The following is a 17,607-nucleotide window of genomic DNA, read 5'->3' as shown; positions in this document are numbered from 1 at the left end:
CGACCAGCACGACCCGTCAGCCGTGGCGCGCGCCACGGGCCCGGCGCAGCCGGAGCAGGCCCCACACCGCCAGCCCGACGACCAGCGCGGTCATCGCCAGCGCGCCCGGGGCCTTGCTGAACCGGGCCAGGCTGGCACCGTCGGGCAGGGTGAGGAAGGCCGCCGCCGCGCAGGGCAGCACGAACCAGGTGGTCCGGGCCGCGGCGACCGCGAGCAGGGCCAGCGGCCAGGTGGCGTACCAGGGGTGGAAGACCGGGGCGAGGAGGACCGTGGCGGCCAGCGCCAGCCCCGCGCCGAGCAGGGTCACCCGGGGGCGGGCAGCGTCCAGGCGGGCCACCCGCTGCCGGACGTCGTTCAGCCCGCGCAACTCCGACCAGGCCCGCCACCACAGCGCCGCCACGAGCACGGCGAGCAGCAGCAGCGCCACCGTGCGGGTCACCGGCACCGCGGCCGGGTCCCGGCCGACGAGCCCGCCCGCGTAGTCGACGACGAAGCCCACCGCCGTCGGCGGCGACGTCCACTGCTCGGAGTCGCCGCTGCGGGTCAGCCCGCGTATCCAGCCCAGCCCGAGGCCGGACAGCAGCGAGGCGACCGCCACCGCGCCGAGCGCCCCGCCGGCCAGCCAGCCGGCGTCGCGCAGCAGCGCCCGTACGGTGTAACGGCCCAGCACCGCGGCCAGCGCCGCGAAGGGGAGCACCACCACGGCGGTGGCCTTCACCGTCACCGCCAGCCCGAGCAGCGCCCCGGCCACCAGCAGCGGCTTCGGCTTGCCGGGCCGGCGGACCAGCACCAGCAGGCCCAGCAGCAGCAGACCGAGCATCGCCGCGTCGTTGTGCGCGCCGGCCACCAGGTGCACCCCGACCAGCGGGCAGGCCAGCACCAGCCAGGCCGCCCGGCGGGTGGGCACGCCGGCCGCCCGGGCCAGCCCCGGCAGGCAGAGGGCGGCCAGCAGCAGCCCGGCGACGGAGACCAGCCGGAGCGCCACGACCGTACCCACCAGGCCGCCGCCGAGGGTCACGGCGAGCGCGGCGAGCAGCACGAAGAACGGCCCGTACGGCGCGGGCGTGTCCCGCCAGAGCGGCGCGACCGACTCCACCCAGGGGCAGCCGGCCTCCGCCACCCCGGTCGCGTACGGGTCGAAGCCGTGCGCGTACGCCCAGCCCTGGCAGGCGTAGGAGTAGACGTCCCGGCTGCCCAGCGGCGGGGTGACCAGCAGCGGCAGCACCCACAGCCCGGCGGTCAGGTACGCCCACCGCGTCGACGGCGCGCCCCGGCGCAGCGCCCACCAGGCGCCGACCAGCAGGGCCGTGCCGACCAGCCAGGCGCCCAGCACCAGCGGCCCGGAGTCCGACCGCCAGCGGTCCGCCGGGGTGGCGTCCAGCGGGATCGACGGCAGCGCCCCGCCCCGCCAGCCGGCGACGGCCAGCAGCACCGCCCCGGCCAGGCCGGCGTACCGGGCCAGGCGGGCGGCGCCGGGCGTCGGCGGGGTGTCGGGCGAGGTGGGCCGCGAGGTGTCGGGCGGGGTCGGCGGCGGGGAGCCGGGAGTGGTCACCGGCGTCCTCTCCTCAGTCCACGGCGGCCGGCCGGCGGGCCGCCCGAGCCGACCGTACCAAGCGGACGGCCACCACGATCACCAACAACGTCATCAGCGGGGCGCCGACCGTCTTGCTGTACCGGGCCAGCCCGGTGCCGTCCGCGAGGACCAGGAACGCCGAGACCACCGCGACGACCGCGAACCAGCCGGTGCGCCGCGACGTGGCCGCGAGCACGGCCAGCGGCCACGTCCAGTACCAGGGGTGGAACAGCGGGGCGAGCGCGACGGTGGCGGCCAGCGCCAGGCCGGCGTGCCACAGCGGCTCCCGGGTGCGGGCCCGCCACCACAGCCAGACCAGCACCAGCGCGAGCACGGCCATCCCGATCCCCCGGGTGGCCGGCAGCGGGTCGCCGTGCCAGCCGAACGGCGCGGCGAGGTAGGCGACGGTCTGCCCCACCGCCGTCGGCGGCGAGGTCCAGGCGATCACCAGGCCGCCCTGCTCCAGCCCGGTGACCCAGCCGAAGCCCAGGCCGGTGGCGAGGGTCGCGCCGACGACCGCCGCGAGCGCCCCGCCGACCACCCACCCGCCGTCGCGGAGCAGCGCCCTGATCGAGTACGCCCCGACGATCGCGGCGAGCGCCGCGAACGGCACCACCACCAGCGCGGTGATCTTGACGGCGGCGGCGAGGCCGAGCAGCGCTCCCCCGGCCAGCAGCGGACCGGGGCGACCCGGCCGGGCCGCCACCACCGCCAGCCCGGCCACGAGCAGCCCCACCATCAGGGCGTCGTTGTGCGCCCCCGAGACGAGGTGCACCCCGATCAGCGGCGAGCCCAGCGCCAGCCAGACCGCCCGGCCGGCCGGCACGCCGCAGCGCCGGGCCAGCACCGGCAGGCAGGCCGCGGTCAGCCCCACCCCGGCCACCGCGAGCAGCCGGAACAGCACGATGCTGCCGTACAGCGCCCCGGTCGCCTCCACCACCGCCCCGGCGAGCAGCACGAACAGCGGCCCGTACGGGGCCGACGTGTCCCGCCAGATGTAGGAGATGGTGTCCAGCCACGGGCAGGGCAACGCCGAGACGCCCTGCTCGTACGGGTTGATGCCGGCGGAGTAGCTGGCGCCCTGGCAGGCGTACGCGTAGACGTCCCGGCTGCCCAGCGGCGGCGCGACCAGCAGCGGCAGCAGCCAGAGCCCGACGGTGACCAGGGCCCAGCGGGTCGACGGCACCCGGCCGCGCAGCGTCCACCAGGCGTACGCCATCAGCCCGGTGCCGACCGCCCAGGCGGCGATGATCAGCGGGCCGTGCGGACCCTGCCAGATGCTGACCGGGGTGGGGCGCAGATCGCCGTCGGGCAGCGCTCCGCCGAGGAACGCGGCCACGGCGAGCAGCGTCGAGCCGGCCAGGCCGATCCAGCGCGCGAGGTGGTGAGGCACGCCGGACATGCTGCCAGTACGGTGGTCGCGGTACGGAGGTGGGCATGCGGCGCAGTCGGGTGGTGGCGGTGGCCGCCGCGTCCGCCGTGCTCCTCGGCGTGACGTGTCTCGCCCTCCCGCCGACCGGTTCCGACCTCGCCGCGCAGGTCGCCCGGGCCGACTTCTTCGCCGCCCACGGCCTCGCCCCGGTCGACCTGCGCTGGTACGGCGGGGTCCAGCAGTTCGGCTACAGCCTGGTCTCCCAGCCGGTGATGGCGCTGCTCGGGGTGCGGGTCACCGGCGCGCTGGCGCTGGTGGCGGCGGCGACCGCGTTCGCGGCGCTGCTGGTGCGCACCGGGGTGCCCCGGCCGCTGCTCGGCAGCCTGGTCGGGGTCGTCACCATCGCCGGCAACCTGGTCTCGGGCCGGGTGACGTACGGCCTCGGGGTGGCCTTCGGCCTCGGCGCGCTGCTCGCCCTCACCCTTCCCCGCGGCCCGGCCGCACCGGCCGGCTCCGCCCCGGACCGGCGGGCGCGGCGACGGCGGCTCGCGCGGCTCGGGCTGGCGGTCGCCGGGGCGCTGCTGGCCTCGGCGACGAGCCCGGTCGCGGGCCTCTTCGTCGGCCTGGCCGGCGCGGCGCTGCTGCTCACCCGCCGGTACGCCGACGGCCTGGCGCTCGGCGTCGCCGCCGCGCTGCCGCTCGGGGCGACCGCGCTGCTCTTCGGCGACGGCGGCTGGATGAACATCAGCCGCACCGACACGCTGCGCGCCGTGCTGACCAGTTTGCTGGTCGCCGCGCTGGTGGCGTACCGGCCGGTGCGCGTGGGTGCGCTGCTCTCGGCGGCCGGGGTGCTGGCGGCGGCGCTGGCGCACACCCCGGTCGGGCTGAACGCCACGCGGCTGGCCGTCATGTTCGCCCTTCCGCTGCTGGCCGCCGCCGCCCGCCCCCCGGCCCGGCTGACGCGGTGGTGGGCCCGACGCGGCCGGGGCGGGGCGCAGCGGCGGGGCACGGTCCGGGGCCGGGTCGCGCTGGCCGCGCTGCTGGCGGCGGTGTGCTGGTGGCAGCCGCCGGCGCCCCCCGCCGACCTGCGCAGCGTCGACGACCCGACCGGGCGGGCCGCGTACTTCGCGCCGCTGCGGGAGTTCCTCGACGGGCAACGGCTCACCGGCCGGGTCGAGGTGCCGCCGACCCGCAACTACTGGGAGGCGGCGAGGCTGGGCGAGGTGCCGCTGGCCCGGGGCTGGCTGCGGCAGGCCGACATCGACCGGAACCCCCTCTTCTTCACCACCGTCCCGGGCGCGGCCGGCACCGGGGTGGAGCTGACCGCCGCGAGCTACCGGGACTGGCTGGCCGAGAACGCGGTGCAGTTCGTCGCGGTGCCGGACGCCCCGCTGTCGTGGGTGGGGCGGGCCGAGGCCGAGCTGGTCACGGGCGGCCTGCCGTATCTCACGCCCGTCTGGTCCGGCCCGCACTGGCGGGTCTGGGCGGTCGCCGAGCCGACCCCGATCGTCGGCGCGCCGGCCGGCCTCGTCGCGTGGGACGGCGCCTCGGTGACCTTCCGGGCGCCGGCCGCCGGCACGGTGCCGGTCCGGGTGCGGCACAGCCGCTGGCTGACCGCCTCCGGCGGCGCCACCGTCGCCGCCGACGGCGACTGGACCGCGGTGACCGTGCCGCGCGCCGGCACGTACCGCCTCGGCAGCTGACCGGGCGCCTCCCGCCTTTTTGCCATCTCGGCAACGTTCCTTGCTCCCTCCGCCGGCGCCGCGCACGATCGACGCGACAGGTCACCGAGGGCAGCGCACAGGAGGACGAGAGGTGCACCACGACGCGACGGCCGGAGACACCCGGCAGGGCCACCATCATCATCACCACCACCACGACGCTCCGGCGGCGCCGGTGGTCGCCCCGCGGCCGCACCCGGACGTGGACGACGAGACCGCGCGGTTCTGGGAGGAGCTCTACCAGCGGCGCGACCGGGTCTGGAGCGGCCGGGCGAACCCGGTCCTGGTCGAGGTCGCCGGGGCGCTGCCGGCCGGCACCGTGCTGGACCTCGGCTGCGGTGAGGGCGGCGACGCCATCTGGCTGGCCGGGCAGGGCTGGCGGGTGACCGCGGTCGACGTCGCCGAGACCGCTCTCGCCCGGGCGGCCGAGGAGGCGTCCGCCGCCGGGGTCGCCTCCCGCATCGAGTTCCGCCGGCACGACCTCACCCGAACCTTCCCGCCGGGCGAATACGACCTGGTCTCCGCCCAGTTCCTCCAGTCGCCGCTGGAGTTTCCCCGGGCACGGCTGCTCCAGTCGGCGGCCCGGGCCGTGGCCCCCGGCGGCCGGCTGCTCGTCGTCGAGCACGGCGAGATGCCGCCGTGGGGGCGCGCCCACCACCCGGACGTGCGCTGCCCCACCCCGCAGGAGACCTTCGCGTCGCTCGACCTCGACCCTGACCGGTGGCACACCGAACGGCGCGACACGTCGCGCCGCCAGGCCACCGGCCCGGACGGCGAGACCGGAATCCTGGTCGACAACGTGGTGCTGGTGCGCCGCACCCGGTAGCCCCGGCGGCGGCCGGAACACCCCGGCCGCGCGGCCGGCTCAGGCGTCGAGCACCCGTTCCATCGCCGCGCGGGAACGGCGGCCGGTGCGCAGGTACTCGTCGAGGAACTCGCCGGGATCGTCGCGGCCCAGCAGCCGGACCACCCCGGCCAACTCGACGCCGTGCCGGGGCAGTTGGTCACCGGCCCGGCCGCGCACCAGCATCAGCGCGTTGCGGACCTGCGCGGCCAGGGTCCAGCCGGCCGCCATCTCGGTGGCGTCCGTCGGGTCGACCAGGCCCGCGTCCCGGGCCGCCGCGAGGGCGTCGAGCGTACGCGTGCCGCGCAGCTCCGGGGCCGTCCCGGCGTGCCGGAGCTGGAGCAGCTGCACCGCCCACTCGACGTCGGCGAGGCCGCCCCGCCCGAGCTTGGTGTGGGTGGCCGGGTCGGCGCCCCGGGGCAGCCGCTCGTGCTCCACCCGCGCCTTGATCCGCCGGATCTCCACCACCTGCTCGCGGGTCAGCCCGTCGGCCGGGTAGCGGACCGGGTCGACCATCGCCTCGAACTCGGCGCCGAGGTCGGCGTCGCCGCAGACGAACCGGGCGCGCAGCAGCGCCTGCGCCTCCCACACCTTCGACCAGCGGGCGTAGTACTGCGCGTACGCGGCGAGGCTGCGCACCAGCGGGCCCTGCCGGCCCTCCGGGCGCAGGTCGGCGTCCACGCCCAGCGGCGGGTCGGGCGCGGGCATGCCGAGCAGCCGGCGCAGTTCCTCGGCGATCGCGTGGGCGGCGCTCGCCGCGCCGGCCGCGTTCTCGCCGGCGCCGGCCGGGGTGTCGTAGACGAAGAGCACGTCGGCGTCGGAGAGGTAGTTCGACTCGTACCCGCCCAGGCGGCCCATGCCGATCACGGCGAAGCGCAGCCCCGGCAGGGGCGGCTGGGCCGCCCGGGCGGCGCGCAGCGCCGCGGCCAGCGTGGCGTCGGTGACATCCGCCAGGGCAGCGCCGACGGCGGTGACGTCGGCGAGGCCGAGCGCGGCCCGCCCGCCGGCGGGCCGGGGCGGCGACGGGGCCAGCGAACCGGCCCGGCTCAGCAGGTCGGCGCAGGCGACGCGGACCAGCTCCCGGCGGCGCAGCGCGCGGATCGCCCGGGTGGCCTCGACGGGGTCGGCGTGCCGGGCCGCCGCGGCGGCGAAGCCCTCGCAGAGCACCCCCCTCGGCCGTGGGGTCAGCTCGCTCTCCTCGGCCAGCATCCGCAGCGCCTCCGGCTCGCGGGCCAGCAGGTCGGCGGCGTAGCGGGAGGAGGAGAGCACCCGGGCCAGCCGGCGGGCCACCGGCCCGGAGTCGCGCAGCAGGCGCAGATACCAGGGCGTGCTGCCGAGCTTGTCGGAGACCTGCCGGTAGTTGAGCAGGCCGCGGTCCGGCTCGGGGGCGTCGGCGAACTCGCTGAGCAGCACCGGCAGCAGGGTGCGTTGGATGGCCGCCGTGCGGCTCACCCCGCCGGTGAGCGCCTGGAGGTGCCGCAGCGCCCCGGCGGGGTCGGCGAAGCCGAGGATCTCCAGCCGGTGCCGGGCCGCCTCCGGGGTCAGCCGCAGCCCGTCGGCCGGCACCCGGGCCACCGACTCCAGCAGCGGCCGGTAGAGCAGTTTGGCGTGCAGCCGGCGTACCTCGGTGGCGTGGGTGACCCACTCGGCGCGGAACTCCTCGACGGCGCTGCGGCCCGGCGTGGCCGCATAGTCCAGCGCGGCGGCCAGCCAGCGCAGCGCGGCCGGCTCCGTCGGCACGGTGTGGGTGCGGCGCAGCCCCTGGAGCTGGAGGCGGTGCTCGACGCCGCGCAGGAAGCGGTAGCCGCGCAGCAGCGCCTCCCCGTCGGCCCGGCCGACGTAGCCGCCGGCGACGAGCGCGCGCAGCGCCGGGACGGTGCCGGGCACCCGCAGCGACTCGTCGCCCCGGCCGTGCACCAGTTGCAGCAACTGGACGGCGAACTCGATGTCGCGCAGCCCGCCCGGGCCGCGCTTGATCTCGCGCTCCAGCTCCTTCGGCGGGATGTTGTCGATGATCTTCCGCCGCATGGCGCGGACGTCCTCGACCGCCTCGGGGCGCTCGGCGGCCCGCCACACCAGCGGGGCGAGCTGGTCGATCCACTCCCGGCCCAGCGTCAGGTCGCCGGCCGCCGGCCGGGCCTTGAGCAGCGCCTGGAACTCCCACGTCCGCGCCCAGCGCCGGTAGTAGGCGAGATGGCTGGCCAGGGTCCGCACCAGCGGGCCACGGTTGCCCTCGGGCCGCAGGGCGGCGTCGACCGGCCAGGCCACCAACCCGCAGACGTGGATCAGCCGGGTGGCGACCGTGGTGGCCGCGGCGAGGTCGTCGTCCTCGGCGGCCACGAAGATCACGTCGACGTCGGAGACGTAGTTCAGCTCGTCGCCGCCGCACTTGCCCATCGCCACGACGGCGAGCCGGGGCCGGGAGGTGCCCTCCGGCAGCTCGCCGACGGCGATCTCGTACGCCGCCGCGAGGGTCGCGTCGGCCAGCGCGGAGAGCGCGGCCATGGTCTGTTCCAGGCCCCGGCCGCCGGTCAGGTCGGCCGCCGCGATCCGCAGCAGCGCCAGCCGGTACGCCCTGCGCAGCACCGCGACCGGCTGCCCGTCGCCGGACAGGTCGAGCCGGCCCTCCGCGGTCGGCGCGAGCCCGTCCGGGGCGGTCCGCAGGGCCGGCCACTGGTCGGGGTTGGCGACCAGGTGGTCGCCCAGCGCCGAGGAGGCGCCGAGGACGGCGAGCAGCCGGCGGCGCAGCCCCGGGTCGTCCGCGAGCGCCTCCAGCAGCGCCGAACCGGCGGCTGCCGGACCGGCGGCCCGGCGCTCGGCCTCGACGATGCGGTGCAGCTGGCGCAGCGCCAGGTCCGGATCGGCGGCCCGGGAGAGCGCGGCGAGCAGCTCCGCCGCACGGTCGTCGGTCGGCTCCTGCACGTCCGGCCGCCACAGGCCCAGCCCGTCGGGGCCGAGCAGGTCGGCGGCGCGGGTGGCGCCGTCGCCGCCGACGATGCCGAACCCGTAGCGGGCGAGCCGTCCCGCGGCGCTGGTCGGCCGGCTCATCACTGCCCGAGCAGCGGCAGGCTGCGGCGGGACGAATCGTCGCCCAGCTCGCCGAGGGCCAGCGCGGCGAACCGGGCGGCGAACGGCTGCCAGACCTCCTCGACGTCGACCATCACCGCGTGGCAGGCCGCCACCACCAGGTCCGGGTCGTAGCCCAGCTCGGCCAGCAGCGTCGAGTCGGTGGCCCAGTCGGCGATCATCGCGGTGTCGCACTCGATGTGGAACTGCAGGCCCCAGGCCCGGTCACCGAGGCGGAACGCCTGGTGCGGGTAGCGGGTGGAGGCGGCCAGCAGGGTGGCGCCCCGGGGCAGCTCGGTGATCTCGTCGGCGTGCCACTGGAGCACGTCGGGGATCAGCGGGACGTAGCGGAACAGCGGGTCGGCGTCGGCGGCGTCCCGCTTGCCGACCACGCCGGGCCCGACCTCCGGCCCGGACGCGCTGCGCTCGACCTCGCCGGCGTGGGCGGTGGCCAGCAGCTGCGCGCCCAGGCAGATGCCGAGGGTGGGCACCCGGTGCCGGACGGCCTTGCGGAGCAGCCCCTCGACGGCGGGGAACCAGGGCGCACCGGGTGAGCCGTCGGGCAGCGGGTACGCCTGCTGCTCGCCGCCCAGCACCACCAGCGCGGAGTATCCCTCCAGGTCGGCGGGGAGCTGGTCGCCGGCGTGCGCGCGCACCACCCACAGGTCGAGGCCCGCCTCGGTCAGCCACTCGCCGAGCCGGCGGACGTCGTCGGTCGGGTCGTTCTCGATCACCAACGCGGTAGCCACGACGTCGAGGCTAGCCGGTGACTCCGGCGGGCCCCGAACGCCTCCGCCGGCGCGGCGGCGGCCTCGACGGCCGACCGGACCAGGCGTCCCACGCCCGGCGGTGTCCGCCGACCGGTACGTGCACCGCGCCCCGCCGCGACTAGGCTCTGCCGCTGTGCCCGACCATGCCAGCACGACCCCCGCCGCCGCCGTACGACCGCCGGTGCTGCGCCCCGGCGACACGGTGATGCTGGTGTCGCCGTCAGGGCCGACCCGGCCCGAGCGGGTGGCCCGGGGCATCGAGCTGCTCACCGGCTGGGGGCTGCGGCCGGTGCTGGCGCCGAACGCGTACGCCCGGCAGGGCTACCTGGCCGGCGCGGACGAACTGCGCGCCGCCGACCTGAACGCGGCGTTCGCCGACCCCGAGGTGCGCGGGGTGATCTGCACGCGGGGCGGGTACGGCGCGCAGCGGATCGTCGACGCGATCGACATGGCCGCCGTACGCCGGGACCCGAAGGTGGTCGCCGGGTTCTCGGACATCACCGCGCTGCAGTTGGCGCTGTGGCGGGGCGCCCGGCTGGCCGGGGTGCACGGCCCCGGGACGGCCTGGCTGGACGAGCGCACCCCGCTGCGTTCGGCCGAGTCGCTGCACGCCGCCCTGATGACCACCGAGCCGGTGACGGTGACGGCCGTCGCCGAGGAGGAGACGTTCCCGGTGCGGGTGCCGGGGAGGGCCACGGGCCCGCTGCTGGGCGGCAACCTCTGCCTGATCGTGGCGTCGCTGGGCACCCCGGACATGCCGGACCTGACCGGGGCGGTCCTGTTGGTCGAGGACGTGCAGGAGCCGCCGTACAAGGTGGACCGGATGCTCACCCAGCTCCGCCGGGCCGGCGCGCTGGACGGGCTGGCCGGGGTGGCGGTCGGTCAGTTCACCGGCTGCGCGGACGGCTGGTCGACCAGCGTCGCCGACGTGCTCTCCGAGCGCCTCGGCGACCTCGGCGTCCCGGTCCTCGGCGGCCTGCCCGTCGGCCACGGCGTCGGCCAACTCACCGTCCCGGTCGGCACCGACGCCACCCTCGACACGACGACGGCCACCCTCACGATCGCCCCCGCCGTCCGCTGAACCGGCTCGGGCGGGTCAGGGCGTCAGGTGGGCCAGGGCGCCGGTTTCCAGGGCGGCCCAGACCGTGCCGTCGGGGGCGACCGTGATGCCGTGCGGCTCGGCGGCCGGGGTCGGGAGGTCGTGGGTGACGATCGTGCCGTCCGGGGCGACGTGGCCGATCCGGTTGCCGCCCCACTCGGTGAACCAGCAGCCGCCGGCCGGATCGGCGACGATCGCGTGCGGCCGGGCGGCCCGGTCCGGCAGCGGGTACTCGTCGATCCGCCCGTCCGGGGTGATCCGGCCGAGCTGGCCGGCGCCGATCTCGACGAACCAGAGCGCGCCGTCCGCTCCGGCCGTGATGCCCACCGGGGCGGCGCCCTCGGTCGGCAGTTGGTGCAGCGCCACCGCGCCGTCCGTGCCCATCCGGCCGACCGCGTTCGCCCGGTTGAGCGTGAACCAGACGGCCTCGTCCGGGCCGGCGGCGACCATCGAGGCGAAGCCGCCGCTCACCGGCAGCGGAAACTGGGTCACCTCCCCGTCGGTGGTGACGCGGCCGATCGCGTCGGCGGTCATCGCCGCGTACCAGAGGGCGCCGTCGGGACCGGCGGCGATGCCGCAGGGGCCGCTCCCGGGCGGGAGCGCGACGGCGCTCTGCTCCCCGTCGGTGGTGATCCGGCCGATCCGGTCGTCGCCGGAGCGGGTGAACCAGAGGGCGCCGTCGGGGCCCGGCGTGACGATCAGCGGCCGGCTGTCGGCCGCCACCGGCCAGGTGTGCAGGTCGCCGTCCGCGCCCACCCGGGCGACCGCGCCGGCGTGGACCAGCGTCAGCCAGAGCGCGCCGTCGGGGCCGACGGTGATGCCGTACGGGCCGGCGTCCGCCCCGGTGAGCGGCACTTCCCGGATCTTCGCCAACGCCACGAGGGTCACCTTCCGTCGTTGCTCCGCCCCGGTGGGCCTGCCGACCGCCAACCCTGACCGCCGACGCGCGCCGCGGCAACCCGTTTGTCCGGCTCGGCGGGCGGATTGCCAGCTCGCTGACAGGTTCACCACGGCTTTCCTCCAGCCGGGTTGGTCACCGTCGGTCAGGTCATCGCACCACCCACCGACCCGATGGAGGACAGCATGTCCGGCACCACGAGGAAGAAGCACCTGCTGGCCGGCCTGGCCGCGGCCGGGGTACTCGGCGTGGGGATCGCGGCGCCGACGGTCGCGTTCGCCGCGGACGGCGGCACCTCGACGCCGAGCGCCAGCGCCAGCGAGAGCGGCAGCGGCAGCGGCAGCGGCAGCGGCAGCGGCAACGGCAACGACGAGCGGCAGCAGCAGCGGGCCGAGCGGCAGGCGGAGTTCGCCGAGGCCCTGGCCGAGGAACTGGGCGTCCCCACCGACAAGGTGACGGCCGCGCTGGAGAAGGTGCGCGAGGCGCGGAAGCCGGCCGACCGGCCCGAGCGGGGTGACTCCGCCGACCGGCAGGCCGCGCTGAAGGAGCGCCTGGCGCAGGCGGTCGAGGACGGCAAGCTCACCCAGGAGCAGGCGGACGCCATCACCGCGGCCGCCGAGGCCGGCGTCTTCCCCGGCCCGGGCGGTCGCGGCGGGCACGGCGGCCCGGCCGGCAAGTGACCGTACGCCGTCCGCCCCGGCGACCTCGCCGGGGCGGACGGCGGCGGCGCCGGCCTCCGGCCGCCCGGCTCGGGCCGCCGGCCGCCCGGCTCGCCGACGCCGCACGACCCACGCCGACGCCGGCGGCTCAGGCGCCGGGTGGCGGGGCGAAGACGCCGACGTGGTTGCCGGCCGGGTCCGCCAGGTGGGCGAAGGTGAGCCCGTTGTCGGTGGACTTCAGCGACACCAGCACCTTGCCGCCGGCCGCCTCGGCCCGCCGGCAGGCGTCGGCCACGTCGGCCACCTGCACGTAGAAGATGGCGTAGTCGGGGCCCGCCCCGCCGGTGCCCCGGATCGCTCCGCTGATCCCCGCACCGACGCCACCCTCGGTCGTCCGGTACGGCGCTTCAGCCGTGCCCTCCTCGGTGAAGCTCCAGCCGAACAGGTCGCCGTAGAACCGCTGGGCCTCGTCCGGCCGCTCGGCGCCGATCTCGAACCAGGTGACGGCGTTGCTGATGGTCATGTGTGGCCTCCCGTTCCCCGCGCCGGCCGGTCGACCGGCGCCGTCAGGAGAAAGCGTCTCTGGTCAGCTTGGCGATCCTGTGTCGGATTGGTTTCCGGGATCGTTTCCCACTGTGGTGGGGAGGCGTGGGCGTGGAGGTGGAATCCTGCGCCCAGTGCTGCTCCTCGTGGCCGGTGGCCGGTGGTGGGTGTGCTGGTCGTGTTCACGCCCTGGTGTCGGTGGGCTGCGCGGGGCAGCTTCAGCCGGTCCGTTGGTGCGTGTCCCTCCGGACGCTTGCCCGTTCGGCTGTGGGGCCGGGTGGGGGAGGGTGCCCTGCGTCGCCTGGGCGCGGGGCGTGGTGGCGTGTGCCGGGTGGGGCCGGTCTTCGACCGGTCCCGGCGGCTTTTGGTGGGTGGGGTGACGACGGCTGTGGTTTCGAGTTTGTCCACGACCGCGCGGATCACCATCTGCCCGCTGGTCTTGTCGGTGATGGTCGTGGCCTGGTGGCTGAGGCCGCGGGCGGCGATGCGGCGCCAGGCGCCGTTGTCGCGGTCGCCCTGCCAGCCGCAGCCGCCGGTGTTGGGGCAGATAGCCCACTTCCATCCCGCCACGGTGGGCTTGTCGGGGGATTTGCGGTGTTGCAGCGGGGTCAGGCATTGCGGGCAGTGTTTGGAGGTGTTCCGGGCGGGGACGGTGACCACGGCGATACCGGTCTCGGCGGCAAGGTGGCGCATGCGGTCGCTGATCTTTCCGCGTACCTGTTGGGACAGGCGCGTGTTATGGGTGCGGCCCATGCCCTTGGCTTCCATCGACCGCAGATCTTCCACATAGATGACGCTCGCCTTGGCGGCGATCGCCTGGTCCACGGCCCAGCGGGCGGCGGCCCACGCGAGGGCGTCGTTGAGGTGTGAGCGGCGGTCGGACACGTGCCGGATCTCGGCGCGCAGCGCCTCGTGTTTCGCTTCCAGGTGCTCGTCGGGGCGGCCGCCGATCAGCCGCAGGTACTGGTCGTCTTTGGCGTGCAGCCGTTCTGACAGGCGTCGGAGGCGATGCTGTTTGGCGAGGACTCCGGCGGCCCGGAACTGGCCACCAACCCCCAACGCCGTGATCCGCCCATCCTCGCGACGTCGCAGGGCCCCCGCGCTGAGGAGCGTGTTGAGGCCCCAGTCCACGCCGAGCGCCACCGTGTGACCGGTGGGCTGGGCCTTCGGCACGGCATGGGTGTATGCCACATCGGCGCGTACCTGCCGGCCGGTTATACGGAGGGTGGGCAGGTGCAGCACCGCCGAGACGGGAACCGTGGGCGGCAGGATGATCGGGCAGGCGACCCACGTCCAGTCCCGATACGCGCGCGGATCCGGGCGGGTGGGCAACTGCAACCGCAGCAACACCCTGCCCGGGTCGGCCTCGCAACGCTCGATGGTGGCCTGCTGCCGATCACACGCGGCCAGCAGCAACATCCGCGGTACCTTCGGGACGCCTTCCAGTTCGAACACATCCACCGGCAGCCGGCCATGCGCGGCAAGGAACGTGGCGGCCTGCCGGGTTCGGCCCTTGACGATGCTGGACGGCAGATGTTCCCCGCCAGGGATCGATGCCCGAACCTGATCCCACTCGGCGGGAGTGCGCTGACGTGGATCGGCCGGCCACGTCGCCACCACCCCCGCGGTCAGACCGGCACGCCACCCCACCGAACGCAGAACACGCCCCGCCTGCTCCTGCACCATCCGCACGACCCGGTCATTGACCCTCACACCCTCCGGGACGGTGACCGTCCAACCCACACGCCGCAACGCCATCCACGCATGCGACGGCAACCTCCGGCCACCCGCATCCACCCCACCGGCCAGCACCCCCACATCCGCGGCATTCCAGTGCTCGCTGACCAGAGCGCCCACCATCCCCGCCACCAGATCAGCACACCAGCCGACCCGCTGCGCAAGCACACCCTGGGACAGCACCTCACCGGTCTTCTCGTCCACACCCCCACGCACAAAGGCGCGGGCACACGCCGTGCGGGACGTCTCGCCGTCGGCCAGCGGCAGCTTCCCACTCACCGGCCTACCGCCTCGACACCGATCGCAGAAAACCAGCGCCTACGGCCGAACCACGCCACCGGAACCCTCCCCGACCCAGCCCAAAGACGAAACGTCACCGGGTGAACACCCAGACGCCTCGCGGACTCCGCGAATCGAAGAAATCCCACACCATCAATCTATGATCACCCAAGATCCCTAATCAAGATGGTGAGCCTCGCCCCCGCCCGCGACACCGTCCTGTCGGTGTTTCTCCGGCGGTTCGGCCGGATCCCACAGCAGGCGGAAGTGTCCGAGAGGGACAGGATGCCGCGCGCGTGAGGGCAACCCGGTCCTTGTCAGACGAGGCTGAGCCGGCGGATCCGGTCGTGCGGGATGTCGAGGTCGTCGACGGCCAGCTCACGCTCCGGCACCCGCTCGCCGAGCATGGTCACCGAGGTGATCCGGTCGGTGCGGAAGGCCCGGATGCCGCCGCGCAGCCGGCACCAGGCCAGCAGGTACCAGTGCCGGGGGTTGCCGAGGAAGCCGAGCGGCTCCACGTCGCGCAGCGAGCCGGCGCCCGCCCGGTCGGCGTAGCGGATGCGCAGCACGCGCCGTGCGCGTACGGCGTCGGCGACCCCGGCCGGGACGGGCGTGACCGGCCCCTCGCCGATCAGGTGCACCCGCGCGGCCAGCCGGTGGGCCTCGGCGGCGTCGGCGGCCGGCATCACGGCGACCAGCTTGCGCAGCGCGGTGCCGGCCGCGGCGCCGAACGGCGTGCCGCGCATGCGGTGCAGCGCCACCGCCAGGGCGACGGCCTCTGCGGGGGTGAGGTTGACCGGCGGCAGGGTGCGCGCCCGGTCGAGCGCGTAGCCCCCGGTGCGGCCCGGCTCGGCCCAGATCGGCACGCCCGACTCCTGGAGGGCGCCGATGTCGCGCTCGATGGTGCGGGTGCTCACCTCGAAGCGCTCGGCGAGCCAGCGGGCGCTGCGCGGCCGGGGCGACACGGCGCGCAGCTCCTCCACCAGGGCGTAGAGACGGTCCGTCCGGTTCACCCCCGCAACCTACGACGGGGGTGCGACGCGACCGCTCCGCCCGCGGGCCCGGTTGTCGCAGTGCCCGCAGACGGTGGTCACGGAGCGGAGCGGGGTCACTCCGCTCCGACAGGGCGCGGGCAGACCGGCTCAGGCGATGCAGGCGCAGACGATCAGGGCGGCGCCGAAGTGGGTGGCGGCGCTGACCCGGGCCGCCGGGTGCGGCTCGTCGGAGCAGATGATCTCGCCGAGCTTGCCCGGGGTGAGCAGGTCCAGCACGAAGAACGCCAGCGCCATGATGGCCAGCCCGATCAGGCCGAAGAGGACCGTCGAGGCCAGCCCCTTGGCGAAGTCGCTGTAGCTGGTCAGGATCGCGGTGAACACGATCCCGGCGATGCCGAGCTGGTTGGCGGCGAGCAGCAGCGCGGCGTTGCCGTTGCGCCGCACCCAGATCAGCTCCCGCAGCCTGCCGGGAGTGAGCACGTCGACCAGCCCGAACCCGGCCGCCATCAGGGCCACCCCGACGACCCCGAACACGACGCTCTGCCAGGCTCCGCTGAGCAGATCCTCCAGCACCGACTGCCTCCCCGACCTCTGCGCCCGGCGGGGGTGCCGGCGCGGTGATCGAGACGATAGCGGCAGTACGCCAGCGGCGGCAGCCCCCGCCCTACAGCGACAGGTAGCGCTGCCGCTCGTAGGGGGTGACCTCGCGGCGGTACTGCTCCCACTCGGCCCGCTTGTTGCGCAGGAAGAAGTCGAAGACGTGCTCGCCGAGCACCTCGGCGACCAACTCGGAGCCGGCCATCACGTCGATCGCCTCGGCCAGGTTCTCCGGCAGCGGCTCGTAGCCCATCGCCCGCCGCTCGGCGCTGGTCAGCGACCAGACGTCGTCCTCGGCGCCCGGCGGCAGCTCGTAGCCCTCCTCGATGCCCTTCATGCCGGCGCCGAGCAGCACCGCGAAGGCCAGGTAGGGGTTGGCCGCCGAGTCCGGCGAGCGGACCTCCACCCGGGCCGAGTTCGGCTTGCCGTAGGCGGGGACCCGGACCAGCGCCGACCGGTTGAGGTGACCCCAGCAGACGTACGCGGGGCTCTCGGTGACCCGGTCCGGCAGCGCCTGCGGGAAGAGCCGCTTGTAGGAGTTGACCCACTGGTTCGTGACGGCCGTGTACTCCCGGGCGTGCACCAGCAGCCCGGCGATGAACGCGCGGGCCACCTTGGACAGCTTCATCGGGTCGCCGGCGTCGTGGAACGCGTTGCGCTCCCCCTCGAACAGCGACAGGTGGGTGTGCATGCCGCTGCCGGGCTGGTCGGTGAAGGGCTTCGGCATGAAGGTGGCCTGCACTCCGGTGGAGAGGGCGACCTCCTTCACGACGTGCCGGAAGGTCATGATGTTGTCGGCGGTGGTCAGCGCGTCCGCGTAGCGCAGGTCGATCTCCTGCTGGCCGGGGGCGACCTCGTGGTGGCTGAACTCCACCGAGATGCCGATCCGCTCCAGCGCCAGCACCGCCTGCCGACGGAAGTCGCGGGCCACCGCGTGGGTGGTGTGCTCGAAGTAGCCGCCGGTGTCCACCGGGATCGGCACCGAGCCGTCCATGGGGCCGTTCTCCAGCAGGAAGAACTCGATCTCGGGGTGGGTGTAGAAGGTGAAGCCCTTCTCGGCCGCCTTGGACAGCGCCCGGCGCAGCACGTGCCGGGGGTCGGCCCAGGAGGGGCCGCCGTCGGGCAGCAGGATGTCGCAGAACATCCGGGCGCTCTCGCCGCTGACCCCGCCCTCGAACGGGAAGACCTGGAACGTCGTCGGGTCCGGCATGGCCACCATGTCCGACTCGAACACCCGGGCGAAACCCTCGATCGCCGAGCCGTCGAACCCGATGCCCTCCTCGAAGGCCGCCTCCAGCTCGGCGGGGGCCACCGACACGCTCTTGAGCGTGCCCAGCACGTCCGTGAACCACAGCCGGACGAACCGGATGTCCCGCTCTTCCAGCGTACGGAGGACGAACTCCTGCTGACGGTCCACTTCCACCCCTCGCGACACTGTTGTCCGCCTTCGACCG

The 17,607-nt window shown here is 75.6% G+C and carries 14 protein-coding genes; 4 read left to right on the top strand and 10 right to left on the bottom strand.

Annotation, left to right across the window (positions count from 1 at the left end; translation table 11 throughout):
* Positions 1-16 precede the first annotated feature (16 nt).
* The gene (gene mptB, locus ACZ6O2_RS05220; RefSeq protein ID WP_466022074.1) at positions 17-1,552 is read right to left on the bottom strand and encodes a polyprenol phosphomannose-dependent alpha 1,6 mannosyltransferase MptB; all 1,536 of its coding nucleotides are present in this window, start codon (positions 1,550-1,552) and stop codon (positions 17-19) included.
* A 13-nt stretch (positions 1,553-1,565) separates the two neighbouring features.
* A complete protein-coding gene (gene mptB / locus ACZ6O2_RS05215; RefSeq protein ID WP_466022073.1) occupies positions 1,566-2,966 on the bottom strand; it encodes a polyprenol phosphomannose-dependent alpha 1,6 mannosyltransferase MptB in 1,401 nt (466 codons plus the stop codon).
* A gap of 44 nt (positions 2,967-3,010) precedes the next feature.
* Here mptB (ACZ6O2_RS05215) and ACZ6O2_RS05210 point away from each other — a divergent pair, with 44 nt between their 5' ends.
* Together ACZ6O2_RS05210 and ACZ6O2_RS05205 are read left to right on the top strand one after the other, a co-directional pair.
* The gene (locus tag ACZ6O2_RS05210; protein ID WP_466022072.1) at positions 3,011-4,648 is read left to right on the top strand and encodes a hypothetical protein; all 1,638 of its coding nucleotides are present in this window, start codon (positions 3,011-3,013) and stop codon (positions 4,646-4,648) included.
* 112 nt (positions 4,649-4,760) lie between these two features.
* Positions 4,761-5,492 carry a class I SAM-dependent methyltransferase gene (locus tag ACZ6O2_RS05205; protein ID WP_466022071.1) on the top strand — a complete coding sequence of 244 codons (732 nt, stop codon included), beginning with the start codon at positions 4,761-4,763 and terminating at the stop codon, positions 5,490-5,492.
* Positions 5,493-5,531: 39 nt separating this feature from the next.
* On the opposite strand, the gene ACZ6O2_RS05200 is transcribed toward ACZ6O2_RS05205, so the two are convergent.
* Positions 5,532-8,558 carry a bifunctional [glutamine synthetase] adenylyltransferase/[glutamine synthetase]-adenylyl-L-tyrosine phosphorylase gene (locus tag ACZ6O2_RS05200; RefSeq protein ID WP_466022070.1) on the bottom strand — a complete coding sequence of 1,009 codons (3,027 nt, stop codon included), beginning with the start codon at positions 8,556-8,558 and terminating at the stop codon, positions 5,532-5,534.
* The gene (locus tag ACZ6O2_RS05195; protein ID WP_350707847.1) at positions 8,558-9,325 is read right to left on the bottom strand and encodes a type 1 glutamine amidotransferase; all 768 of its coding nucleotides are present in this window, start codon (positions 9,323-9,325) and stop codon (positions 8,558-8,560) included. Before ACZ6O2_RS05195 ends, ACZ6O2_RS05200 begins: the two co-directional genes overlap by 1 nt.
* Positions 9,326-9,551: 226 nt before the next feature.
* Between ACZ6O2_RS05195 and ACZ6O2_RS05190 the strand changes: the two genes are divergently transcribed.
* The gene (locus tag ACZ6O2_RS05190; protein WP_466022217.1) at positions 9,552-10,427 is read left to right on the top strand and encodes a S66 peptidase family protein; all 876 of its coding nucleotides are present in this window, start codon (positions 9,552-9,554) and stop codon (positions 10,425-10,427) included.
* 15 nt (positions 10,428-10,442) lie between these two features.
* Here ACZ6O2_RS05190 and ACZ6O2_RS05185 read toward each other — a convergent pair whose 3' ends face one another.
* Positions 10,443-11,324: a Vgb family protein gene (locus tag ACZ6O2_RS05185; protein ID WP_466022069.1), complete on the bottom strand. Its 882-nt coding sequence runs from the start codon at positions 11,322-11,324 to the stop codon at positions 10,443-10,445.
* Between the two features lie 204 nt (positions 11,325-11,528).
* Here ACZ6O2_RS05185 and ACZ6O2_RS05180 point away from each other — a divergent pair, with 204 nt between their 5' ends.
* Positions 11,529-12,023, top strand: a complete 495-nt coding sequence (locus ACZ6O2_RS05180) for a hypothetical protein (RefSeq protein WP_466022068.1) — start codon at positions 11,529-11,531, stop codon at positions 12,021-12,023.
* A 127-nt stretch (positions 12,024-12,150) separates the two neighbouring features.
* On the opposite strand, the gene ACZ6O2_RS05175 is transcribed toward ACZ6O2_RS05180, so the two are convergent.
* From ACZ6O2_RS05175 to glnA, 5 genes are all read right to left on the bottom strand, one after another.
* Entirely contained in the window at positions 12,151-12,525 is a 375-nt protein-coding gene (locus ACZ6O2_RS05175) for a VOC family protein (protein WP_466022067.1), read from the bottom strand.
* On the bottom strand, positions 12,522-14,486 hold the full coding sequence (locus ACZ6O2_RS05170) for a zinc ribbon domain-containing protein (protein ID WP_466022066.1): 1,965 nt from the start codon (positions 14,484-14,486) through the stop codon (positions 12,522-12,524). The genes ACZ6O2_RS05175 and ACZ6O2_RS05170 overlap by 4 nt, the downstream gene beginning before the upstream one ends.
* 392 nt (positions 14,487-14,878) lie before the next feature.
* On the bottom strand, positions 14,879-15,574 hold the full coding sequence (locus ACZ6O2_RS05165; protein WP_350707840.1) for a helix-turn-helix transcriptional regulator: 696 nt from the start codon (positions 15,572-15,574) through the stop codon (positions 14,879-14,881).
* Positions 15,575-15,703: 129 nt separating this feature from the next.
* A complete protein-coding gene (locus ACZ6O2_RS05160; protein WP_350707838.1) occupies positions 15,704-16,129 on the bottom strand; it encodes a DUF350 domain-containing protein in 426 nt (141 codons plus the stop codon).
* A 91-nt stretch (positions 16,130-16,220) separates the two neighbouring features.
* Positions 16,221-17,570 (bottom strand): type I glutamate--ammonia ligase, encoded by a 1,350-nt coding sequence (glnA, locus tag ACZ6O2_RS05155; RefSeq protein WP_350707837.1) that lies wholly within the window; start codon positions 17,568-17,570, stop codon positions 16,221-16,223.
* Between the last annotated feature and the right edge of the window lie 37 nt (positions 17,571-17,607).

It is taken from the genome of Micromonospora sp. NPDC048040 (genome assembly GCF_055587185.1).
The sequence above is the reverse complement of the archived record's forward strand: the minus strand, read 5'-3'. Positions and strand labels throughout refer to the sequence as shown.